This is a genomic window from Arthrobacter sp. KN11-1C, from assembly GCF_052180225.1.
GTDB lineage: Bacteria > Actinomycetota > Actinomycetes > Actinomycetales > Micrococcaceae > Arthrobacter.
The window spans coordinates 1,515,870-1,529,737 of the sequence record NZ_CP197467.1 but is presented as its reverse complement, the minus strand read 5'-3'; the positions used below and the strand labels follow the sequence as shown (position 1 = coordinate 1,529,737).

Here is a 13,868-nt window from a genome sequence, read left to right as displayed (position 1 = left end):
GCGGCGCGCCCCCTCTCCTCCAGCAGGACCCATTGCCAAGATGCGATTCGCGATATATCGTAAGTTTCATACGCGATATATCGCAACTAATGGCGCACCATTGGAGGGGTCATGAAAGAAGAGAATTGGACCGTTACCGGTCCGCAGACCATCGACGTCGACGGCGTCCGCTCACTCAAGCTGGGGATCGTCAAGGGCCGTTTCGACGTCGTCACGCACGACGAAGCAATCACCCGGATCGAGATCTCGGAAATCGCCGGCGACCCATTGAGCGTTAGCCTGGTTGACGGCCGGCTCGAAGTCCGCCACCAATTGCACGGCCCGCAGGGCTGGTTCCGCAACCTCATGGGGACCGTCAACAACACCAGCACCAACACGATCGTCATCAGCATCGCACTGCCCGCCGGCGTCGATGTCGAAGCAGGAACCGTGAGCGGTGACGGCATGGTCTCCGGCGTCAGCGGCCACATCCGCCTCAACACGGTGTCCGGGTCCGTCCTCGCGGACGGCACGCGGGGCGAGCTTCACGTCAACACCGTCAGCGGCGAAGTCATCGCGCGCAACCACGACGGCGTCATGACCGCCAAGAGCGTCTCGGGCGAAGTCACGGCTTCGGGTCGCTTCAAGAACATCCGGGCCAATACGGTCAGCGGAGACCTCAGCTTCGACCTTCACGGCTACACCCAGGATTTCGGAGCCAATTCCGTTTCGGGCGACCTCACCGTCCGCCTCCCGCATGACGTCGGCGTGGACATCGTCGCCAAAACAGCCAGCGGCACCGTGATGATCGATGACCAGCTGTACGCCCAGTCAGGCGGAAAGGTCCAGACCATCGCCGGCCCCGATCAGCGGCTCATGGTGGCGCGCACCAACTCCGTGTCCGGAAAGACCTCCATCATCCACGGCGGTGCGCCAACACCCGGAACAACGCACCCAGTCACCGGAGAAGAGGAAGTCTGATGCCGCCAGTCTTTGCCCACGGAGCGCTCCGGCTCTATCTGCTGGCGCTCCTGGAATCAGGCCCCAAGCACGGCTACGAGCTCATCAAGGCCCTCGGCGAACGCTTCGGCGGGACCTACTCCCCCAGTGCAGGAACCATCTACCCGCGCCTCGGCAAACTCGAGGAAGAAGGACTGGTAGCCACAAGCAGCGACGGGCGCCGAACCAACTACTCCATCACCGAGGCGGGACTGGCGGAGCTCAACAGCCGGCGGCAGGAACTAGCCGACGTCGAGGACAACATCTCGGCCTCGGTGCGGCGGTTGGCCGATAACCTCCGCGACGACATCCGCAGCAACATGCGCGGCCTGCGCGCAGACCTCGCGGCGACCGCCGAAGCCGCGCGAGCCAACGCGAAGTCCGCGGAGTTCCAGTCGTGGGCCGGAAGCTACTCTCCGGAAGGACACCGCATCCTGAAGGAAGCCGAAATGATGGTCCAGGCCTTCCGCGACGACATCCGGGTGGAGTTGCGACAGCACGCCGGCTCCAAGGCCCTGACTCCTATCGCCCTTGAGACCGTCCGCACCGTCCTGGACCAGGCCAGGATCTCCATCCGGAATTCCCTGCGGGGCTGAGCCCGGACTTCCTGCGGGGCTGCCGTCCTCTCCCCTGGGTCCCGGCCCGCGGTTCGCGGGGCGGCCCCCGGATGTGGGAGACTGGAGGGCAGCTTTATTGAGTATCAAGAATCTAAGGAGGCCAGCTATGAGCAAGCGTGCACGTAAGCGTCGTGACCGTAAGCGCGGCGGCGCAAACCACGGCAAGCGTCCCAACACCTAAGCCATCGGCTTAGCGTAAGACTTAATGCGGAGGGCCCCGGAAACCATCAGGTTTCCGGGGCCCTTGCCGTTCCAGGCTCTTAGACGTCCACGGACTTCATAGCGTGGATCCTGTCCAGGATCGAGTTCTTGAGATTCTCAGGAGCCGCTTCCGTACAGGAGCGCTTGACCACGGTGCGGATGACGCACTCAAGGTCGTATTGCTCGGTGCACTCCGGGCAGTCTTCCAGATGCACTTTGATCTCGGCGATGTCTTCCCGGGTCAACGCACCATCGAGGTACTCGTAGATACGCTGCATCCGAGCATCGTCGCAGTCGCCCAATCCTTGGCAGCTCATTTCCTTTTCTCCTGTTTTTTGCTTGTGGCCGCGCCCACGGCCAAGGCCTTTTCTTCCGCGCCGGCGCTGATTCCCCGTTCTGCGGCGTAATCCGCCAGCAGATCGCGCAACATCTTCCTGCCGCGATGAAGCCGGGACATGACCGTGCCAATCGGGGTATTCATGATGTCTGATATTTCTTTGTATGCGAAGCCCTCGACGTCAGCGAAGTACACCGCGAGCCGGAATTCCTCCGGAATGGATTGCAGCGCGCTCTTCACGTCCGAGTCCGGCAAATGATCCAGGGCTTCCGCCTCCGCCGAGCGCAGCCCGGCGGACGTATGGGACTCCGCCCGCGCCAGCTGCCAGTCTTCGATGGTGTCCGAATTCGACTGCAACGGTTCGCGCTGCCGCTTCCGGTACAGGTTGATGTACGTGTTGGTCAGGATGCGGTACAGCCACGCCTTGAGGTTGGTACCCGGCTTGTACTGGTGGAAGGCCGAGAACGCCTTGGTGTAGGCCTCCTGGACCAGGTCCTCGGCGTCGGACGGATTCCTGGCCATGCGCATGGCAGCCGAATAGAGCTGGTCGACATATTGCATGGCGTCCCGTTCGAAGCGCGCCCTCCGTTGTTCGGGAGTCTCGCTTGCGAAGTCAACGGCAATCTCGACGTCGGCCTCCACAGTTGCGTCGCCGTCGGACGTTGCGTCCGTGGCTTCCGTCGCTGCTTTGTACATGGCCGCTGCGGCCGGATCCATGGTGCTCATTGCATCCAAGTCTACTGTCACCCGCCGGGAGTCCAGTGGCAGCTCCCGCCCAAGCGCCAAGCGTCCCTCGCGGTCCTTAACCAAGGCCAAAAAACCATCTCCACTCGAACGACATGACTAAGCGCGGCACAACGCACACGCCACAATCCAAGGTCCAGCCCATACCGCACCTTCTTCTGACAACGGCAAGCTCCGGGCAAATATTCCGCAAAGATGCAAGACTAGATCCGACTGCACCCCGTGAACACCGCACCACTTGAACGCAGCACCACCTGAACACCGTGGCAAGCCATCCAGGAGGCAAAGACATGTCCCTCGTCCGTTTTCTCGCCAGGCCAATGTTGGCTTCCAGTTTTGTCGTCGCAGGGCTGGACAAGCTCAAGAACGCGGATGACACAGCCAAGCAGCTCTCTCCGCTGCTCCGCCGCGCTTCCGAGTCGCTGCCTTTCCCTGCGGACGAGAAGATGCTGGCGCGGCTCATTGGCGGCACCCAGGTGGGCGCAGGCGCCCTGCTCGCCCTCGGCAAATGCTCCCGGTTCTCGGCAACGCTGCTTGCCGGGATCTCGGTCCTGAACACCTTTGTTGAGTGGCGTTCTGCCGACATCAGCACAAAGGAAGGCCGGCTCGCACGTCGCGCCCAGTTGCTCAAGAACATTTCGCTGACCGGCGGCGTTCTCCTCGCCGCCGTCGACACTGCCGGCAAACCGAGCCTCGCATGGCGCGCGGAACACCTCGCCATCGACGCCAAGAAGGCCACGGGCAAGCAGTTCAAGAAGACAGACCGGGCCGTCCGCAAGGCCGTAGACAACGCAGTTGGAGCATAAGGAAGCATGCCAGGAACCCCCGCCACGCAGGCAGACGATTCAGGGACCAGCACAGCTTCCGCGCTTCCCCTGTGGCCCGCACCCTTCGCCAGCCACCCTGTGGATGCCACGGTCTCGGTTCCTGGTTCGAAGTCGCTGACCAACCGCTATCTGGTCCTGGCGGCATTGGCCAACGGCCCCAGCAGGTTGCGTGCACCCTTGCATTCGCGGGATTCGGCCCTCATGGTCGAGGCCCTGCGCCGGCTTGGCGCCACCATTACCGAGGTTCCCGGCGATGGACAGTACGGCCCGGATCTTAAAATCACCCCCATCGATCCTGCGGCTGCCGCATCGGAGACCGCCATCGACTGCGGCCTGGCCGGCACAGTCATGCGCTTCGTGCCGCCCCTTGCGGCACTGCGCAACGGCGTTTCGGTGTTCGACGGCGATCCGCACGCACGCCAGCGTCCCATGGGCACCATCATCGAAGCCCTCCGGACCCTCGGAGTGGAAGTCAGCGCCATGGACGGGCAAGCGCCGAGCTCCTTGCCGTTCAAGGTCTCCGGCACAGGCTCCGTGCGCGGTGGCCACTTGGTGATCGACGCGAGCGCGTCCTCGCAGTTCATCTCCGCCCTGTTGCTGGTCGGCGCTCGCTTCGAAGAGGGCCTCCACCTCGAGCATGTCGGCAAGCCCGTGCCGAGCCTGGACCACATCAACATGACTGTCGCTGTCCTGCGCGGGGTTGGAGTCCAGGTGGATGACTCCGTGCCAAACCATTGGCGAGTCTCCCCCGGCCCCATCCAGGCGTTCGACGAGCGGATCGAGCAGGACCTCTCCAACGCGGGTCCCTTCCTCGCCGCGGCGCTCGCCACGAAGGGAACCGTCCGGATCCCCAACTGGCCGGCCAACACCACGCAAGTCGGGGATCTCTGGCGGAACATTCTTGCCACCATGGGCGCCACCGTCACGCTGGACAACGACACCCTGACAGTCACCGGCGGTTCCGTGATCCTGGGCGCGGACTTCGACGAAACCAGCGAGCTCGCCCCCACTGTGGCGGCATTGTGCGCCTTGGCAACCAGCCCTTCCCGGCTCACCGGCATCGCGCATCTGCGCGGACACGAGACAGACAGGCTGGCCGCGCTGGTCGCCGAAATCAACCGACTTGGCGGCGACGCCGAGGAAACCAGCGACGGACTGGTGATCCGGCCCGCAGCGCTGCACGCCGGCGTCGTGCACAGCTACGCCGACCACCGCATGGCTACCGCGGGTGCGATACTCGGTCTCGCTGTCGAAGGCGTCCAGGTCGAAGACATCGCGACGACGTCCAAGACCATGCCCGAATTCCCGGACATCTGGACGTCGATGCTCACTGCGGGGCCAGCGGCCGCGGACACCGGTTCAACGGAGACAAGCAACTGACGATGGCTCGCGACGCACGCTCCTGGGATGAGTCCGATGTCCGGATCCGCCCCAACAAGAAGGGCACACGCCCCCGCACCAAGGACCGCCCCAGCCACGACGACGCCGTGATCGGGCGCATCGTCACCGTCGACCGCGGCCGCTACACCGCGATAGTGGATGAAAGCTCGGACAACGAGCGCATTGTCATTGCCGCCCGCGCCCGGGAACTGAGGCGCTCCCCCGTGGTTCCAGGGGACTTCGTCGCCCTCGTCGGCGATGTTTCAGGAGCCCCGGACACCCTCGCCCGCCTCGTGCGGGTCGAGGAGCGCAAGACCCTCCTGCGGCGAAGTGCCGACGACACCGATCCGATCGAACGCGCCGTCGTCGCCAACGCCGACCAGCTCGTGGTGGTGGTGGCGGCCGCCAACCCGGAACCGCGCACGGGATTCATCGACCGCGCCCTGGTGGCAGCATACGACGCCGGAATCGAGCCGCTGCTGCTCGTCACCAAAGCGGATGTCAAGGATCCGACAGAACTGCTCGCCAACTACGTGAGCCTCGGTTTCCCCATCATCATCAGCCGGACGGCCGACGCCGGCGCCTCCGGCATCGACGCCCGGTCGGACGACGGTTTGTCCGCCCGCCTCGACAGTGACGCCGTCGGCCAGTTGCGGGACTACCTCGACGGCAAGGTCACCGTGCTCCTGGGCCATTCCGGCGTCGGGAAGTCCACCATGGTGAACGCCCTGACCGGGGCCGAGCGCGCCACCGGCGGGGTCAACGCGGTGACGGGGCGCGGACGGCACACCTCCTCGTCTGCCCTTGCCCTGAAGCTCAGCGACGCCCCCGGCGGAAGCTGGATCATCGATACCCCGGGCATCCGTTCCTTCGGCCTCGCCCACGTGAACCCGGACCGTATCCTGCATGCCTTCCCGGACCTCGAACCCGGGACCGAAATGTGCGAGCGCGGCTGCAAGCACGATGCCAACGCTGTTCGATGCGGCCTGGATTCGTGGGTCGCCGATGGCCATGCCGGAGAGTCGGGCCCGGCCCGCCTGGCATCGTTGCGCCGGCTCCTCGGCGCGGACCCGCGCATGGAAGCACAGGAAACCAAGGAACTGGGTACGGTCAACTAACTGCGCCGCTGCCGTCCTACCTCCCCGGCTCACCGGCGAAGAGACGGTAGTTTGGAACCATGACCCAACCCGATTCGAGCTACAACGACGACCTGCGGCTGGCACACGTCCTGGCCGACTCCGTCGATTCCCTGACAATGGAGCGGTTCAAGGCCCTGGACCTTCAGGTGGAGACCAAACCCGACCTGAGCCCGGTCACCGACGCCGACAAAGCCGCCGAGGAAGCAATCCGCGGGCAGCTCTCCCGTTCCCGCCCCCGTGACGCCGTCCTGGGGGAAGAATTCGGCAGCACGGGCCACGGCTCGAGGCGTTGGATCATCGATCCCATCGACGGGACCAAGAACTTCGTGCGTGGCGTACCCGTGTGGGCAACGCTGATCGCCCTCGTGGACGAGGGCGAGGTAGTAGTCGGCCTCGTGAGCGCTCCGGCGCTCGGCAAGCGTTGGTGGGCGGCCAAGGGCTCCGGCGCCTACATGGGCCGGTCGCTGGCGGCGGCCACCCGGTTGAAAGTTTCCAACGTGTCCCGGCTCGAAGACGCCTCGCTCTCCTACTCCGAGCTTTCCGAGTGGAAGCAGCACGAGAAGCTGGACAACTTCCTGGGCCTCGAGAACGATGTCTGGCGCAGCCGTGCGTACGGCGATTTCTGGTCCTACTGCCTCGTGGCCGAGGGCGCCGTGGACATCGCCGCCGAACCGGAACTCCAGGTCTACGACATGGCGGCCTTGGTGCCGATCGTGACCGAGGCCGGCGGACGCTTCACGTCTCTGGATGGCGCGGATGGCCCCTTCGGCGGAAACGCCGTCGCCACTAACTCGATCCTGCACTCCGAGGTGCTCAAGAGGCTCAACCCCGAACTCGACGACTTGCTCTGATCCACCCCATTCACTGAACAAACGACGGCGGACGTCCCTTTTCCGGGGCGTCCGTTGCTTTTTCTTCGGCTGAAGGCACATTTTTCGGGCGGTGTAACAATCCGCTTAACAATCGCGGTCACATTGGAACCGGCCTTGCCGGTGTCCTACGCTCTTTACAGGTCACGAGTGCCAGCGCGAAACCCCGGTTTGCTGGCCGGCAACCCTCCATCGCGGCGGGGTGCCCCGGGTGACGACCCGGCCGGTCCGGAACGGATGCGGCAAGCGCGGACCCCCTGCACGCAGGGGTCCCTCTTGAGTGAGGTCCCATGAGCACAGCCACAATTTCTTCCACGGCTCTTTCGCAGCACCACGATCCTGGGCAGCGGCACGGTGAGTCCCGGACTCCGGCGTCGCGCCCACTGGCCGCAGTCACCGGAGCGGAGCTGCAGGCGCCCTTGATCCAGGGCGGCCAGATCCGCTACGCCAACCTCGACTACGGCGCTTCCGCACCTGCGCTGACCGTGGTCTCCGCGTACCTCAACGAAATCCTGCCGTACTACGCGAGCGTCCACCGCGGCGCCGGCTATGCCTCCCAAATCAGCACGTCGGTCTACGAGAATGCCCGCAACATCGTTCGTGACTTCGTTGGCGGCAGGCCGGACGATTCCGTCATTTTCACGCGCAACACCACTGACTCCCTCAATCTGCTGGCGGGTTGCTTGCCGGTTGAGGACGGCAGGCATACGGGCGAAGTCCTGTACCTGGACATCGAGCACCACGCCAATCTGCTCCCATGGCAAGGTGTTCCCCACCGCAGCATCGTTGCCGCCGGAACGTTGTCGGAGACTGTTGCGGCTGTCCGCACGGCGCTCTCCCAGGGTGGCGTCAGCCTCCTGGCAGTCACCGGCGCGTCGAACGTGACCGGCGAAATCCTGCCCATCAAGGAACTCGCTGCCTTGGCCCACGAATTCGGGGCGCGGATCGTGGTGGACGCGGCGCAACTCGCACCGCACCGCCGCATCGATATCGCCGCCGCGGAGGTGGACTACCTGGTCTTCTCGGGGCACAAGCTCTATGCACCGTTCGGCGCCGGTGTGCTGGTGGGCCGCCCAGACTGGCTCGACGCCGGCACGCCGCACCTGGCAGGAGGCGGCGCGGTCCGCGAGGCACGCCTTGATTCCGTCAGCTGGGCCACGGGGCCGGCAAGGCACGAAGGGGGCTCTCCGAACGTGCTGGGCGCGGCCACCCTGGCCCGGGCCACTCAGGTCATTGCCAGCCTCGACCACGATGAATGGCACGCCCACGAGGCCGCCATCCGCTCGCACCTTGTCGAGGGCCTCAAGCAAATCGACGGCGTGACCGTGCACCAGATCTTCAGCGACACCGATCCCCAGGACACGATCGGCGTCGTGAACTTCTCGCTCCAGGGCTACGACGCCGGACTCGTCGCGGCCTATCTTGCGGCCGAGCATGGCATCGGCCTGCGGGACGGACGCTTTTGCGCGCACCCGCTGCTCAAGCGCCTCGGCCTTCCCTCCGGATCGCTGCGTGCCAGCTTCGGCGTGGGGTCGCGTTTGGAAGACGCCACCCGGCTCATCGCGGGCATCCAGGCGCTCAAGAGCAATGGCCTCGGCTGGGACTACGTGGTGGATGCCGGGCGTTGGGTCCCTGCGAACGACCACCGCAGCTACCCGGAGTGGGCTCCCAACACCCCCGGGACCGCGGGCGCCGCACCCTGCAGCACCGACTGATTGCGGTAGATTCGTAGGGTATTTTTCCTGTCCTACGAAGGAGTTCCCGCGTGGCCCCGCGACCCAAAGGCACCTCAGCCGGCCCCAGGCTATATGAGGAACGGCGACTCGAACTCGGCCGCAGTTTCCAGGACGGCGGAGAACACTATGAGCGGGTCCGGCCGGGCTACCCTGCGGATTCAGCTGACTGGCTGCTGCCGGAGGGGGCTCGGGACGCGGCAGACATCGGCGCCGGCACCGGAAAGTTCACCTCGCTGCTCGTCGAGCGGGGGCTGGCGGTGTCCGCAGTGGACCCCTCCACGGACATGCTCACCCAGCTGCGCAAAGGGTATCCACAGGTGATCGCCCTGGAGGGCACGGCTGAGGCAACCGGGCTGGCGGACTCAGCATTCGACGTCGTCAGCGTTGCCCAAGCCTGGCACTGGTGCGATCCGCTCGCCGCGAGCACTGAGATCGCCCGGATCCTTCGACCCCAGGGCGTCATCGGCTTGATCTGGAACCAATTGGACACTTCGGTGCCCTGGGTCCATCGCCTGTCCCGCATCATGCATGCCGGCGATGTCCACAAACCGGACTTCCGGCCAGTGGTGGGCCCCGAGTTCACCGGCCTCGAAAACCACGTCACGCGCTGGGAGGATCCCTTGGCTCCGGCAGACATCCTCGAACTCGTGAAGTCGCGCAGCTATTATCTGAGGGCGAACGATGCCACCCGGGCGAAGGTCATGGGCAATCTCCGGTGGTATCTCTTCGAACATCTGGAACATGCCGAGGACGAGGTCATCCCGCTGCCCTATCTCACGCAGAGCTGGCGGGCGCGCAAAGCCTGATTCTGCCGGTTCACGATAGGCTTGGAAGCGTGAAGACCAGTGCGCCCTCCTCCTCCATCGAGGACTACGTCAAGGTCATCTACTCCTTTACGGAGTGGCAGGACAAACCCATCACGTCCTCACAGCTCGCGCAGCGGCTCGGCGTCGCCAATTCCTCCGTCTCGGAGATGGTCCGCAAGCTCAAGGACCAAGGCCTGGTGGACCACCAGCCGTACAGCGCCATCACTTTGACCCCCCAGGGAATGCATCTTGCCCTCGGCATGGTCCGCCGGCACCGCCTGATCGAAACCTACCTGGTGAGGGAGTTGGGATACAGCTGGGATGAAGTCCACGACGAGGCCGAGATGCTCGAGCACGCCGTCTCGGACACCTTCATCGATCGCATGGCCGCCAAACTGGGCAACCCCGGACGCGATCCCCACGGAGACCCCATCCCCGCCGCGGACGGTTCGGTGAGCCTGCCGCACGCGCACCGGATGATCGAGCTCGACGACGGGCATTCCGGCAAGATCACCCGGATCAGCGACGAAAACCCTGAGCTGCTGCGCTACCTTTCAGCCGAGGAAATCGACCTCGACGCCAGCATCGAGGTGATTGGCCGCAAGCCGTTCGGCGGTGCGCTGGTGGTCCGGATCGGGAAGGGACAGGGAAGCCGCGACTACGATCTCGCGGACGAGGTCGCTTCCGCGCTCTGGGTGGCCACGGATGTCGAACACGAAGGTTGCGTCCTCGCGGAACGCTGACGATACCGTCACTGCGTCTTGGAGAGCGTGTCTTGGAGAGCGCGGTTCAGGCGCGCTGGGCAGCCGTCCCGCCGTCGTCGGGGGCTGGACCTTCCGGCGAGTCCACTGCCGCCGCGCCCAGCACCGGGTTCCGGATCCCGACGGCGGATGCCACCGCGCCGAGGAAGAACAGCACGGCGGTGACCACCACCGCATTCATGAGGCCTTGCCGGCTGAAGACCGGGCCGATGATGAGCCCGGCAAACGCGATGCAGATCAAGCCTGCGATCCGGGCAACGGCGTTGTTCACAGCGGAACCGATCCCCGCCTCTTCAGTGGGTACCGCGCCGAGGATGGCCGCGGTGAGGGGCGCCACCAAGGTGCTGAGGCCGATCCCGAAGACGATCTGCCCGGGCAGCACTTGAGTCCAGTAGTTCAAGGGCTCCTGGACGGCCAAGGTCATGAGGAACCCGACTCCGCAGATGAACGGTCCGGCCGTCATGAACCACCGCGGACCGTACTTGCCCGCCAGTCCCCCGAAGAATGAAGCCGTGAGCATCAGGAGGACAGTCGCGGGAAGCAACGCGATGCCCGCCGTGGTGGCTTTCATCCCTCCCACTTGCTGCAAGTAGATGCCTACGGCGAAGAAGCCCAATGACAGGGCACCGTAAATGGCGAGCGTGGCGATGTTTCCCCAGCCGAAATTGCGGATGCCGAAGAGCCGCAGGGGCAGCATTGGTTCCTGGGTCCTGGCTTCGTGGACCAGGAAGAGGACCAGGCCGACGGCCCCGAGGGCGAGCGGCATCCAGACCACCATGTTCCCCCAGCCCATGCGTCCTTGTTCGATGAAGGCGTAGACCGGACCGCCGAGTCCCACCATGGCCAGGAACGCGCCGAGGTAGTCGATCTTCTTGCTCCTGTCCACGGCGGCATCGGACTTCCGCAGCCCGGCGAGGATCGGCCAGATCGCGACGGCAGGAATCACATTGATGAAGAAGATAACCCGCCAGGACAGCAGATCGACCGATGCGCCGCCGATCAGCGGAGCGACGATGGCGGCCGCGCTGGTCCAACCGGACCATTGGCCGATTGCCTTGGACTGCGCGGGCCCGGAGAAGAACGTGACGATCATGGCAAGCGAACTCGGGACGAGCAAGGCCCCGGCGATCCCTTGGAGGGCCCGCGAAACCACCAGCACCTCGCCGTTCCAGGCGAGGCCGCACGTGACGGAGGTGAGGGTGAAGCCGGCGAGTCCCCATTCCAGGATGCGCGCGCGGCCGAAGTGGTCGGACAGGGATCCGGCCACCAGTATCAGCGCGCCAAGGGTCAGCAGGTAGGCATCCACCACCCATTGCTGGATGACAAGCCCGCCACCCAGTTCGCGGCCGATCGCGGGGAGCGCGAGGTTCACTACGAAGCCATCCAAAATGGCGATAAAGGAAGCCACAATAGCCACAACAAGGACCCGCTTTTGAAGCGGAGTGCTTGGCAGCAGGGCCGCTGCGTCGGTCATGAGCACAGCCTACGCCTGCTTGTCCCTTGCGGTCCGGATTCCTGCCCGGTCCCGCCGCGGTTCCGCCACGGAGAAAGTCCCGTATCGTTGAATGGTGATTAGCAGACGTGACGCCGCACTGGCCCTTGATATTTCGATGGAAATGGCCCAACGCCACGGCATCCCGTCCAGGCTTTCACAAGCCGAGCTGAGGGATCTGCAGGACAATCCACCGCCATGGCTCGTCCAATCCCGCGCCAACCGCACCGGTAAGCGTCCCGTGTGGGTGTATTTGAGCTGCGTGGTGTGCGGCTACACCGAGGCCGCGCGTCCCAAGAAGTGGTGGCCGGAGTTCACTTACGTTTTCTGTGGTCATCATCGGAACAGCGAGGTTCCCGGAATCCTGCCTGGAGAGGTCCGGAGCGAGTACGAGGGAATCGGCTCGCGGTTCGTGGGCATCGTTGACGTTCCGGCGTCCGAAGCCTAGATTCCCTGGGCGTTTGGGGGCCGGTTGATTTCGCCTGAAACAGGCGTAGCTTACAAGGAGAGGGCCCTTCAGGACCCTCTTTGCAGGATCTTCACGGAAGATCCGTAGTTAGGGAGCATGACATGCCTGACAAAGCGCCGCACCAGCACGAGGCGAAGAAGAGTATGAAGTCCATCAAGGAGAAACGGGCAGTGAAGCGTGCCAAGCACGAATCCGACGCCGCTGCCGATCCGGTGGCCCACTTGAGGATGAGGAAGAAGTAGCAAAAAAGCCGGAGCCATCTTGGCCCCGGCTTTTTAGCTGACTGGTTCCACCGTGGGGGTGCTTCCTCATGAATCCGCGTCGGTCATTTCGCTGGGCACTGCGACAATCGCGTGGATCTTTCCGTCGCGCAGCACCGTCAGGAGGAACGGCTCCCCGATGGCCTGCGAAAACAAGAGCTTTTGAAGGCTCTCGGCACTGGATACTGCCCGCGACTGCGCACTCAGGACAAGGTCGCCCGCGAGCATTCCCGCCCGCTCGGCCGGAGATCCCGCGATGACCTCCACTACGCGGAGCGCTTCCTTCTGGCCCGTCCGGATCACCGCACTCGCGTCCAACGGAATAGGTGTGCTCACCAAGCCAAGGTATGCCCGCCGGACCCGGCCGTCCTTCAGCAGGGCGGCGATGATCCGTTGAGTGGTGGTGTTGATGGGCACTGCAAGTCCGAGTCCCAAGCCGGCCACGGCCGTGTTGATTCCCACGATCCGTCCTTTGGTGTCGGCCAGGGCTCCCCCGGAATTGCCCGGGTTCAGAGCCGCGTCGGTCTGGATGACGTCCTCGATCACCCTGCTGTGCCGGCCGGACCTGACCGGGATGGAGCGTCCGAGCCCGCTCACGACGCCCGCCGTCACCGATCCCGCCAGCCCCAGCGGATTACCGACGGCGATCACCAATTGGCCGACGTGCAGCGACTCCGCGTTGCCCAGAATGGCAGGCGGCGGCGTGTGGTGTCCGCGGACAATGGCGAGATCGGACAAGGGATCCGCACCGACGAGTTCGACGTCGGAATGGGTTCCGTCGGCGAAGATTGCCCGTCCGGAGCGTAGGCCCGAGACCACGTGGGCGTTGGTCAACATATAGCCGTCGCCCGTGAACACCACGGCGGACCCACTTCCGATCCTGACCTGGCCGTTCCTGCGGGCGCTGCTCATCTCCAATGCTGCGACATGCGGCGTGACCGTTTCTGCTACGTGCATCACTGTCCGCGAGTAGGCATCCAAGGCTTCGTCGTCTGACGGGGCGTCAGGGATGTCCTTGGGAAATACTTGTTCCGGCAACGTACTCATCGTGCACCTCCTGTAACCGGTGGTGTCTATATCAACGAATACATCGCTACGGTTAGTCCGTTCCGCCCTACGCCGTGGGTGAACTCAGTCACAGCACGGATAGCCATCCGGCCGGACCGGGAGGGGGTTGCTGGGTGGCTCGCGGGGGCCTCCTACGCACCGAGCCCTTCCTCGCCGGGTTTTGGCTCTCTACGATGGCAGCATC

At 64.7% G+C, this 13,868-nt stretch carries 16 protein-coding genes and 1 riboswitch; of the genes, 12 read left to right on the top strand and 4 right to left on the bottom strand.

What is annotated here, in order from left to right; all coding sequences use genetic code 11:
- The first annotated feature begins 111 nt into the window (after window positions 1-111).
- The 3 genes from ACSBOX_RS07165 (at window position 112) to ACSBOX_RS07155 (ending at window position 1,776) form a co-directional block, all read left to right on the top strand.
- Window positions 112-960: a DUF4097 family beta strand repeat-containing protein gene (locus ACSBOX_RS07165; protein WP_442545417.1), complete on the top strand. Its 849-nt coding sequence runs from the start codon at window positions 112-114 to the stop codon at window positions 958-960.
- Window positions 960-1,574, top strand: coding sequence for a PadR family transcriptional regulator (locus tag ACSBOX_RS07160; RefSeq protein WP_442545416.1), 615 nt, complete (start codon window positions 960-962; stop codon window positions 1,572-1,574). Before ACSBOX_RS07165 ends, ACSBOX_RS07160 begins: the two co-directional genes overlap by 1 nt.
- Window positions 1,575-1,701: 127 nt before the next feature.
- Window positions 1,702-1,776, top strand: a complete 75-nt coding sequence (locus ACSBOX_RS07155) for a 50S ribosomal protein bL37 (RefSeq protein WP_369299106.1) — start codon at window positions 1,702-1,704, stop codon at window positions 1,774-1,776.
- A 79-nt stretch (window positions 1,777-1,855) separates the two neighbouring features.
- On the opposite strand, the gene rsrA is transcribed toward ACSBOX_RS07155, so the two are convergent.
- A complete protein-coding gene (gene rsrA / locus ACSBOX_RS07150; RefSeq protein ID WP_028264789.1) occupies window positions 1,856-2,113 on the bottom strand; it encodes a mycothiol system anti-sigma-R factor in 258 nt (85 codons plus the stop codon).
- Window positions 2,110-2,949, bottom strand: a complete 840-nt coding sequence (locus ACSBOX_RS07145; protein ID WP_442545415.1) for a sigma-70 family RNA polymerase sigma factor — start codon at window positions 2,947-2,949, stop codon at window positions 2,110-2,112. Before ACSBOX_RS07145 ends, rsrA begins: the two co-directional genes overlap by 4 nt.
- Before the next feature lie 218 nt (window positions 2,950-3,167).
- Between ACSBOX_RS07145 and ACSBOX_RS07140 the strand changes: the two genes are divergently transcribed.
- From ACSBOX_RS07140 to ACSBOX_RS07110, 7 genes are all read left to right on the top strand, one after another.
- Complete coding sequence (locus tag ACSBOX_RS07140) at window positions 3,168-3,683, top strand: DoxX family protein (RefSeq protein ID WP_078108439.1); 516 nt, start codon at window positions 3,168-3,170, stop codon at window positions 3,681-3,683.
- A gap of 6 nt (window positions 3,684-3,689) precedes the next feature.
- Window positions 3,690-5,084: a 3-phosphoshikimate 1-carboxyvinyltransferase gene (aroA, locus tag ACSBOX_RS07135; RefSeq protein ID WP_442545414.1), complete on the top strand. Its 1,395-nt coding sequence runs from the start codon at window positions 3,690-3,692 to the stop codon at window positions 5,082-5,084.
- 2 nt (window positions 5,085-5,086) lie between these two features.
- Window positions 5,087-6,202, top strand: a complete 1,116-nt coding sequence (gene rsgA / locus ACSBOX_RS07130) for a ribosome small subunit-dependent GTPase A (protein WP_078108437.1) — start codon at window positions 5,087-5,089, stop codon at window positions 6,200-6,202.
- 59 nt (window positions 6,203-6,261) lie between these two features.
- Window positions 6,262-7,074: a histidinol-phosphatase gene (gene hisN, locus ACSBOX_RS07125; protein WP_415983775.1), complete on the top strand. Its 813-nt coding sequence runs from the start codon at window positions 6,262-6,264 to the stop codon at window positions 7,072-7,074.
- Between the two features lie 160 nt (window positions 7,075-7,234).
- Window positions 7,235-7,347: riboswitch (SAM riboswitch) on the top strand.
- A 35-nt stretch (window positions 7,348-7,382) separates the two neighbouring features.
- Window positions 7,383-8,807 (top strand): aminotransferase class V-fold PLP-dependent enzyme, encoded by a 1,425-nt coding sequence (locus tag ACSBOX_RS07120; protein ID WP_442545413.1) that lies wholly within the window; start codon window positions 7,383-7,385, stop codon window positions 8,805-8,807.
- A 50-nt stretch (window positions 8,808-8,857) separates the two neighbouring features.
- Window positions 8,858-9,634 carry a class I SAM-dependent methyltransferase gene (locus ACSBOX_RS07115; RefSeq protein WP_442545412.1) on the top strand — a complete coding sequence of 259 codons (777 nt, stop codon included), beginning with the start codon at window positions 8,858-8,860 and terminating at the stop codon, window positions 9,632-9,634.
- Window positions 9,635-9,663: 29 nt separating this feature from the next.
- Window positions 9,664-10,377 (top strand): metal-dependent transcriptional regulator, encoded by a 714-nt coding sequence (locus tag ACSBOX_RS07110; protein WP_442545411.1) that lies wholly within the window; start codon window positions 9,664-9,666, stop codon window positions 10,375-10,377.
- A 46-nt stretch (window positions 10,378-10,423) separates the two neighbouring features.
- Here the strand turns inward: ACSBOX_RS07110 and ACSBOX_RS07105 are convergent, their stop codons facing one another.
- The gene (locus ACSBOX_RS07105) at window positions 10,424-11,869 is read right to left on the bottom strand and encodes an MFS transporter (protein WP_442545410.1); all 1,446 of its coding nucleotides are present in this window, start codon (window positions 11,867-11,869) and stop codon (window positions 10,424-10,426) included.
- Window positions 11,870-11,960: 91 nt separating this feature from the next.
- Between ACSBOX_RS07105 and ACSBOX_RS07100 the strand changes: the two genes are divergently transcribed.
- Together ACSBOX_RS07100 and ACSBOX_RS07095 are read left to right on the top strand one after the other, a co-directional pair.
- Window positions 11,961-12,335 carry a hypothetical protein gene (locus ACSBOX_RS07100; RefSeq protein WP_442545409.1) on the top strand — a complete coding sequence of 125 codons (375 nt, stop codon included), beginning with the start codon at window positions 11,961-11,963 and terminating at the stop codon, window positions 12,333-12,335.
- Window positions 12,336-12,457: 122 nt separating this feature from the next.
- Complete coding sequence (locus ACSBOX_RS07095; RefSeq protein ID WP_171983543.1) at window positions 12,458-12,598, top strand: hypothetical protein; 141 nt, start codon at window positions 12,458-12,460, stop codon at window positions 12,596-12,598.
- 66 nt (window positions 12,599-12,664) lie between these two features.
- On the opposite strand, the gene ACSBOX_RS07090 is transcribed toward ACSBOX_RS07095, so the two are convergent.
- Window positions 12,665-13,663, bottom strand: a complete 999-nt coding sequence (locus ACSBOX_RS07090; RefSeq protein ID WP_442545408.1) for a S1C family serine protease — start codon at window positions 13,661-13,663, stop codon at window positions 12,665-12,667.
- Between the last annotated feature and the right edge of the window lie 205 nt (window positions 13,664-13,868).

Bases quoted from the DNA above. Each gene is read 5' to 3' on its own strand.
- ACSBOX_RS07165 (WP_442545417.1), top strand. From the start codon at position 112: ATGAAAGAAGAGAATTGGACCGTTACCGGTCCGCAGACCATCGACGTC.
- ACSBOX_RS07160 (WP_442545416.1), top strand. From the start codon at position 960: ATGCCGCCAGTCTTTGCCCACGGAGCGCTCCGGCTCTATCTGCTGGCG.
- rsrA (WP_028264789.1), bottom strand. From the start codon at position 2,113: ATGAGCTGCCAAGGATTGGGCGACTGCGACGATGCTCGGATGCAGCGT.
- ACSBOX_RS07140 (WP_078108439.1), top strand. From the start codon at position 3,168: ATGTCCCTCGTCCGTTTTCTCGCCAGGCCAATGTTGGCTTCCAGTTTT.
- aroA (WP_442545414.1), top strand. From the start codon at position 3,690: ATGCCAGGAACCCCCGCCACGCAGGCAGACGATTCAGGGACCAGCACA.
- rsgA (WP_078108437.1), top strand. From the start codon at position 5,087: ATGGCTCGCGACGCACGCTCCTGGGATGAGTCCGATGTCCGGATCCGC.
- hisN (WP_415983775.1), top strand. From the start codon at position 6,262: ATGACCCAACCCGATTCGAGCTACAACGACGACCTGCGGCTGGCACAC.
- ACSBOX_RS07120 (WP_442545413.1), top strand. From the start codon at position 7,383: ATGAGCACAGCCACAATTTCTTCCACGGCTCTTTCGCAGCACCACGAT.
- ACSBOX_RS07105 (WP_442545410.1), bottom strand. From the start codon at position 11,869: ATGACCGACGCAGCGGCCCTGCTGCCAAGCACTCCGCTTCAAAAGCGG.
- ACSBOX_RS07100 (WP_442545409.1), top strand. From the start codon at position 11,961: ATGGTGATTAGCAGACGTGACGCCGCACTGGCCCTTGATATTTCGATG.
- ACSBOX_RS07095 (WP_171983543.1), top strand. From the start codon at position 12,458: ATGCCTGACAAAGCGCCGCACCAGCACGAGGCGAAGAAGAGTATGAAG.
- ACSBOX_RS07090 (WP_442545408.1), bottom strand. From the start codon at position 13,663: ATGAGTACGTTGCCGGAACAAGTATTTCCCAAGGACATCCCTGACGCC.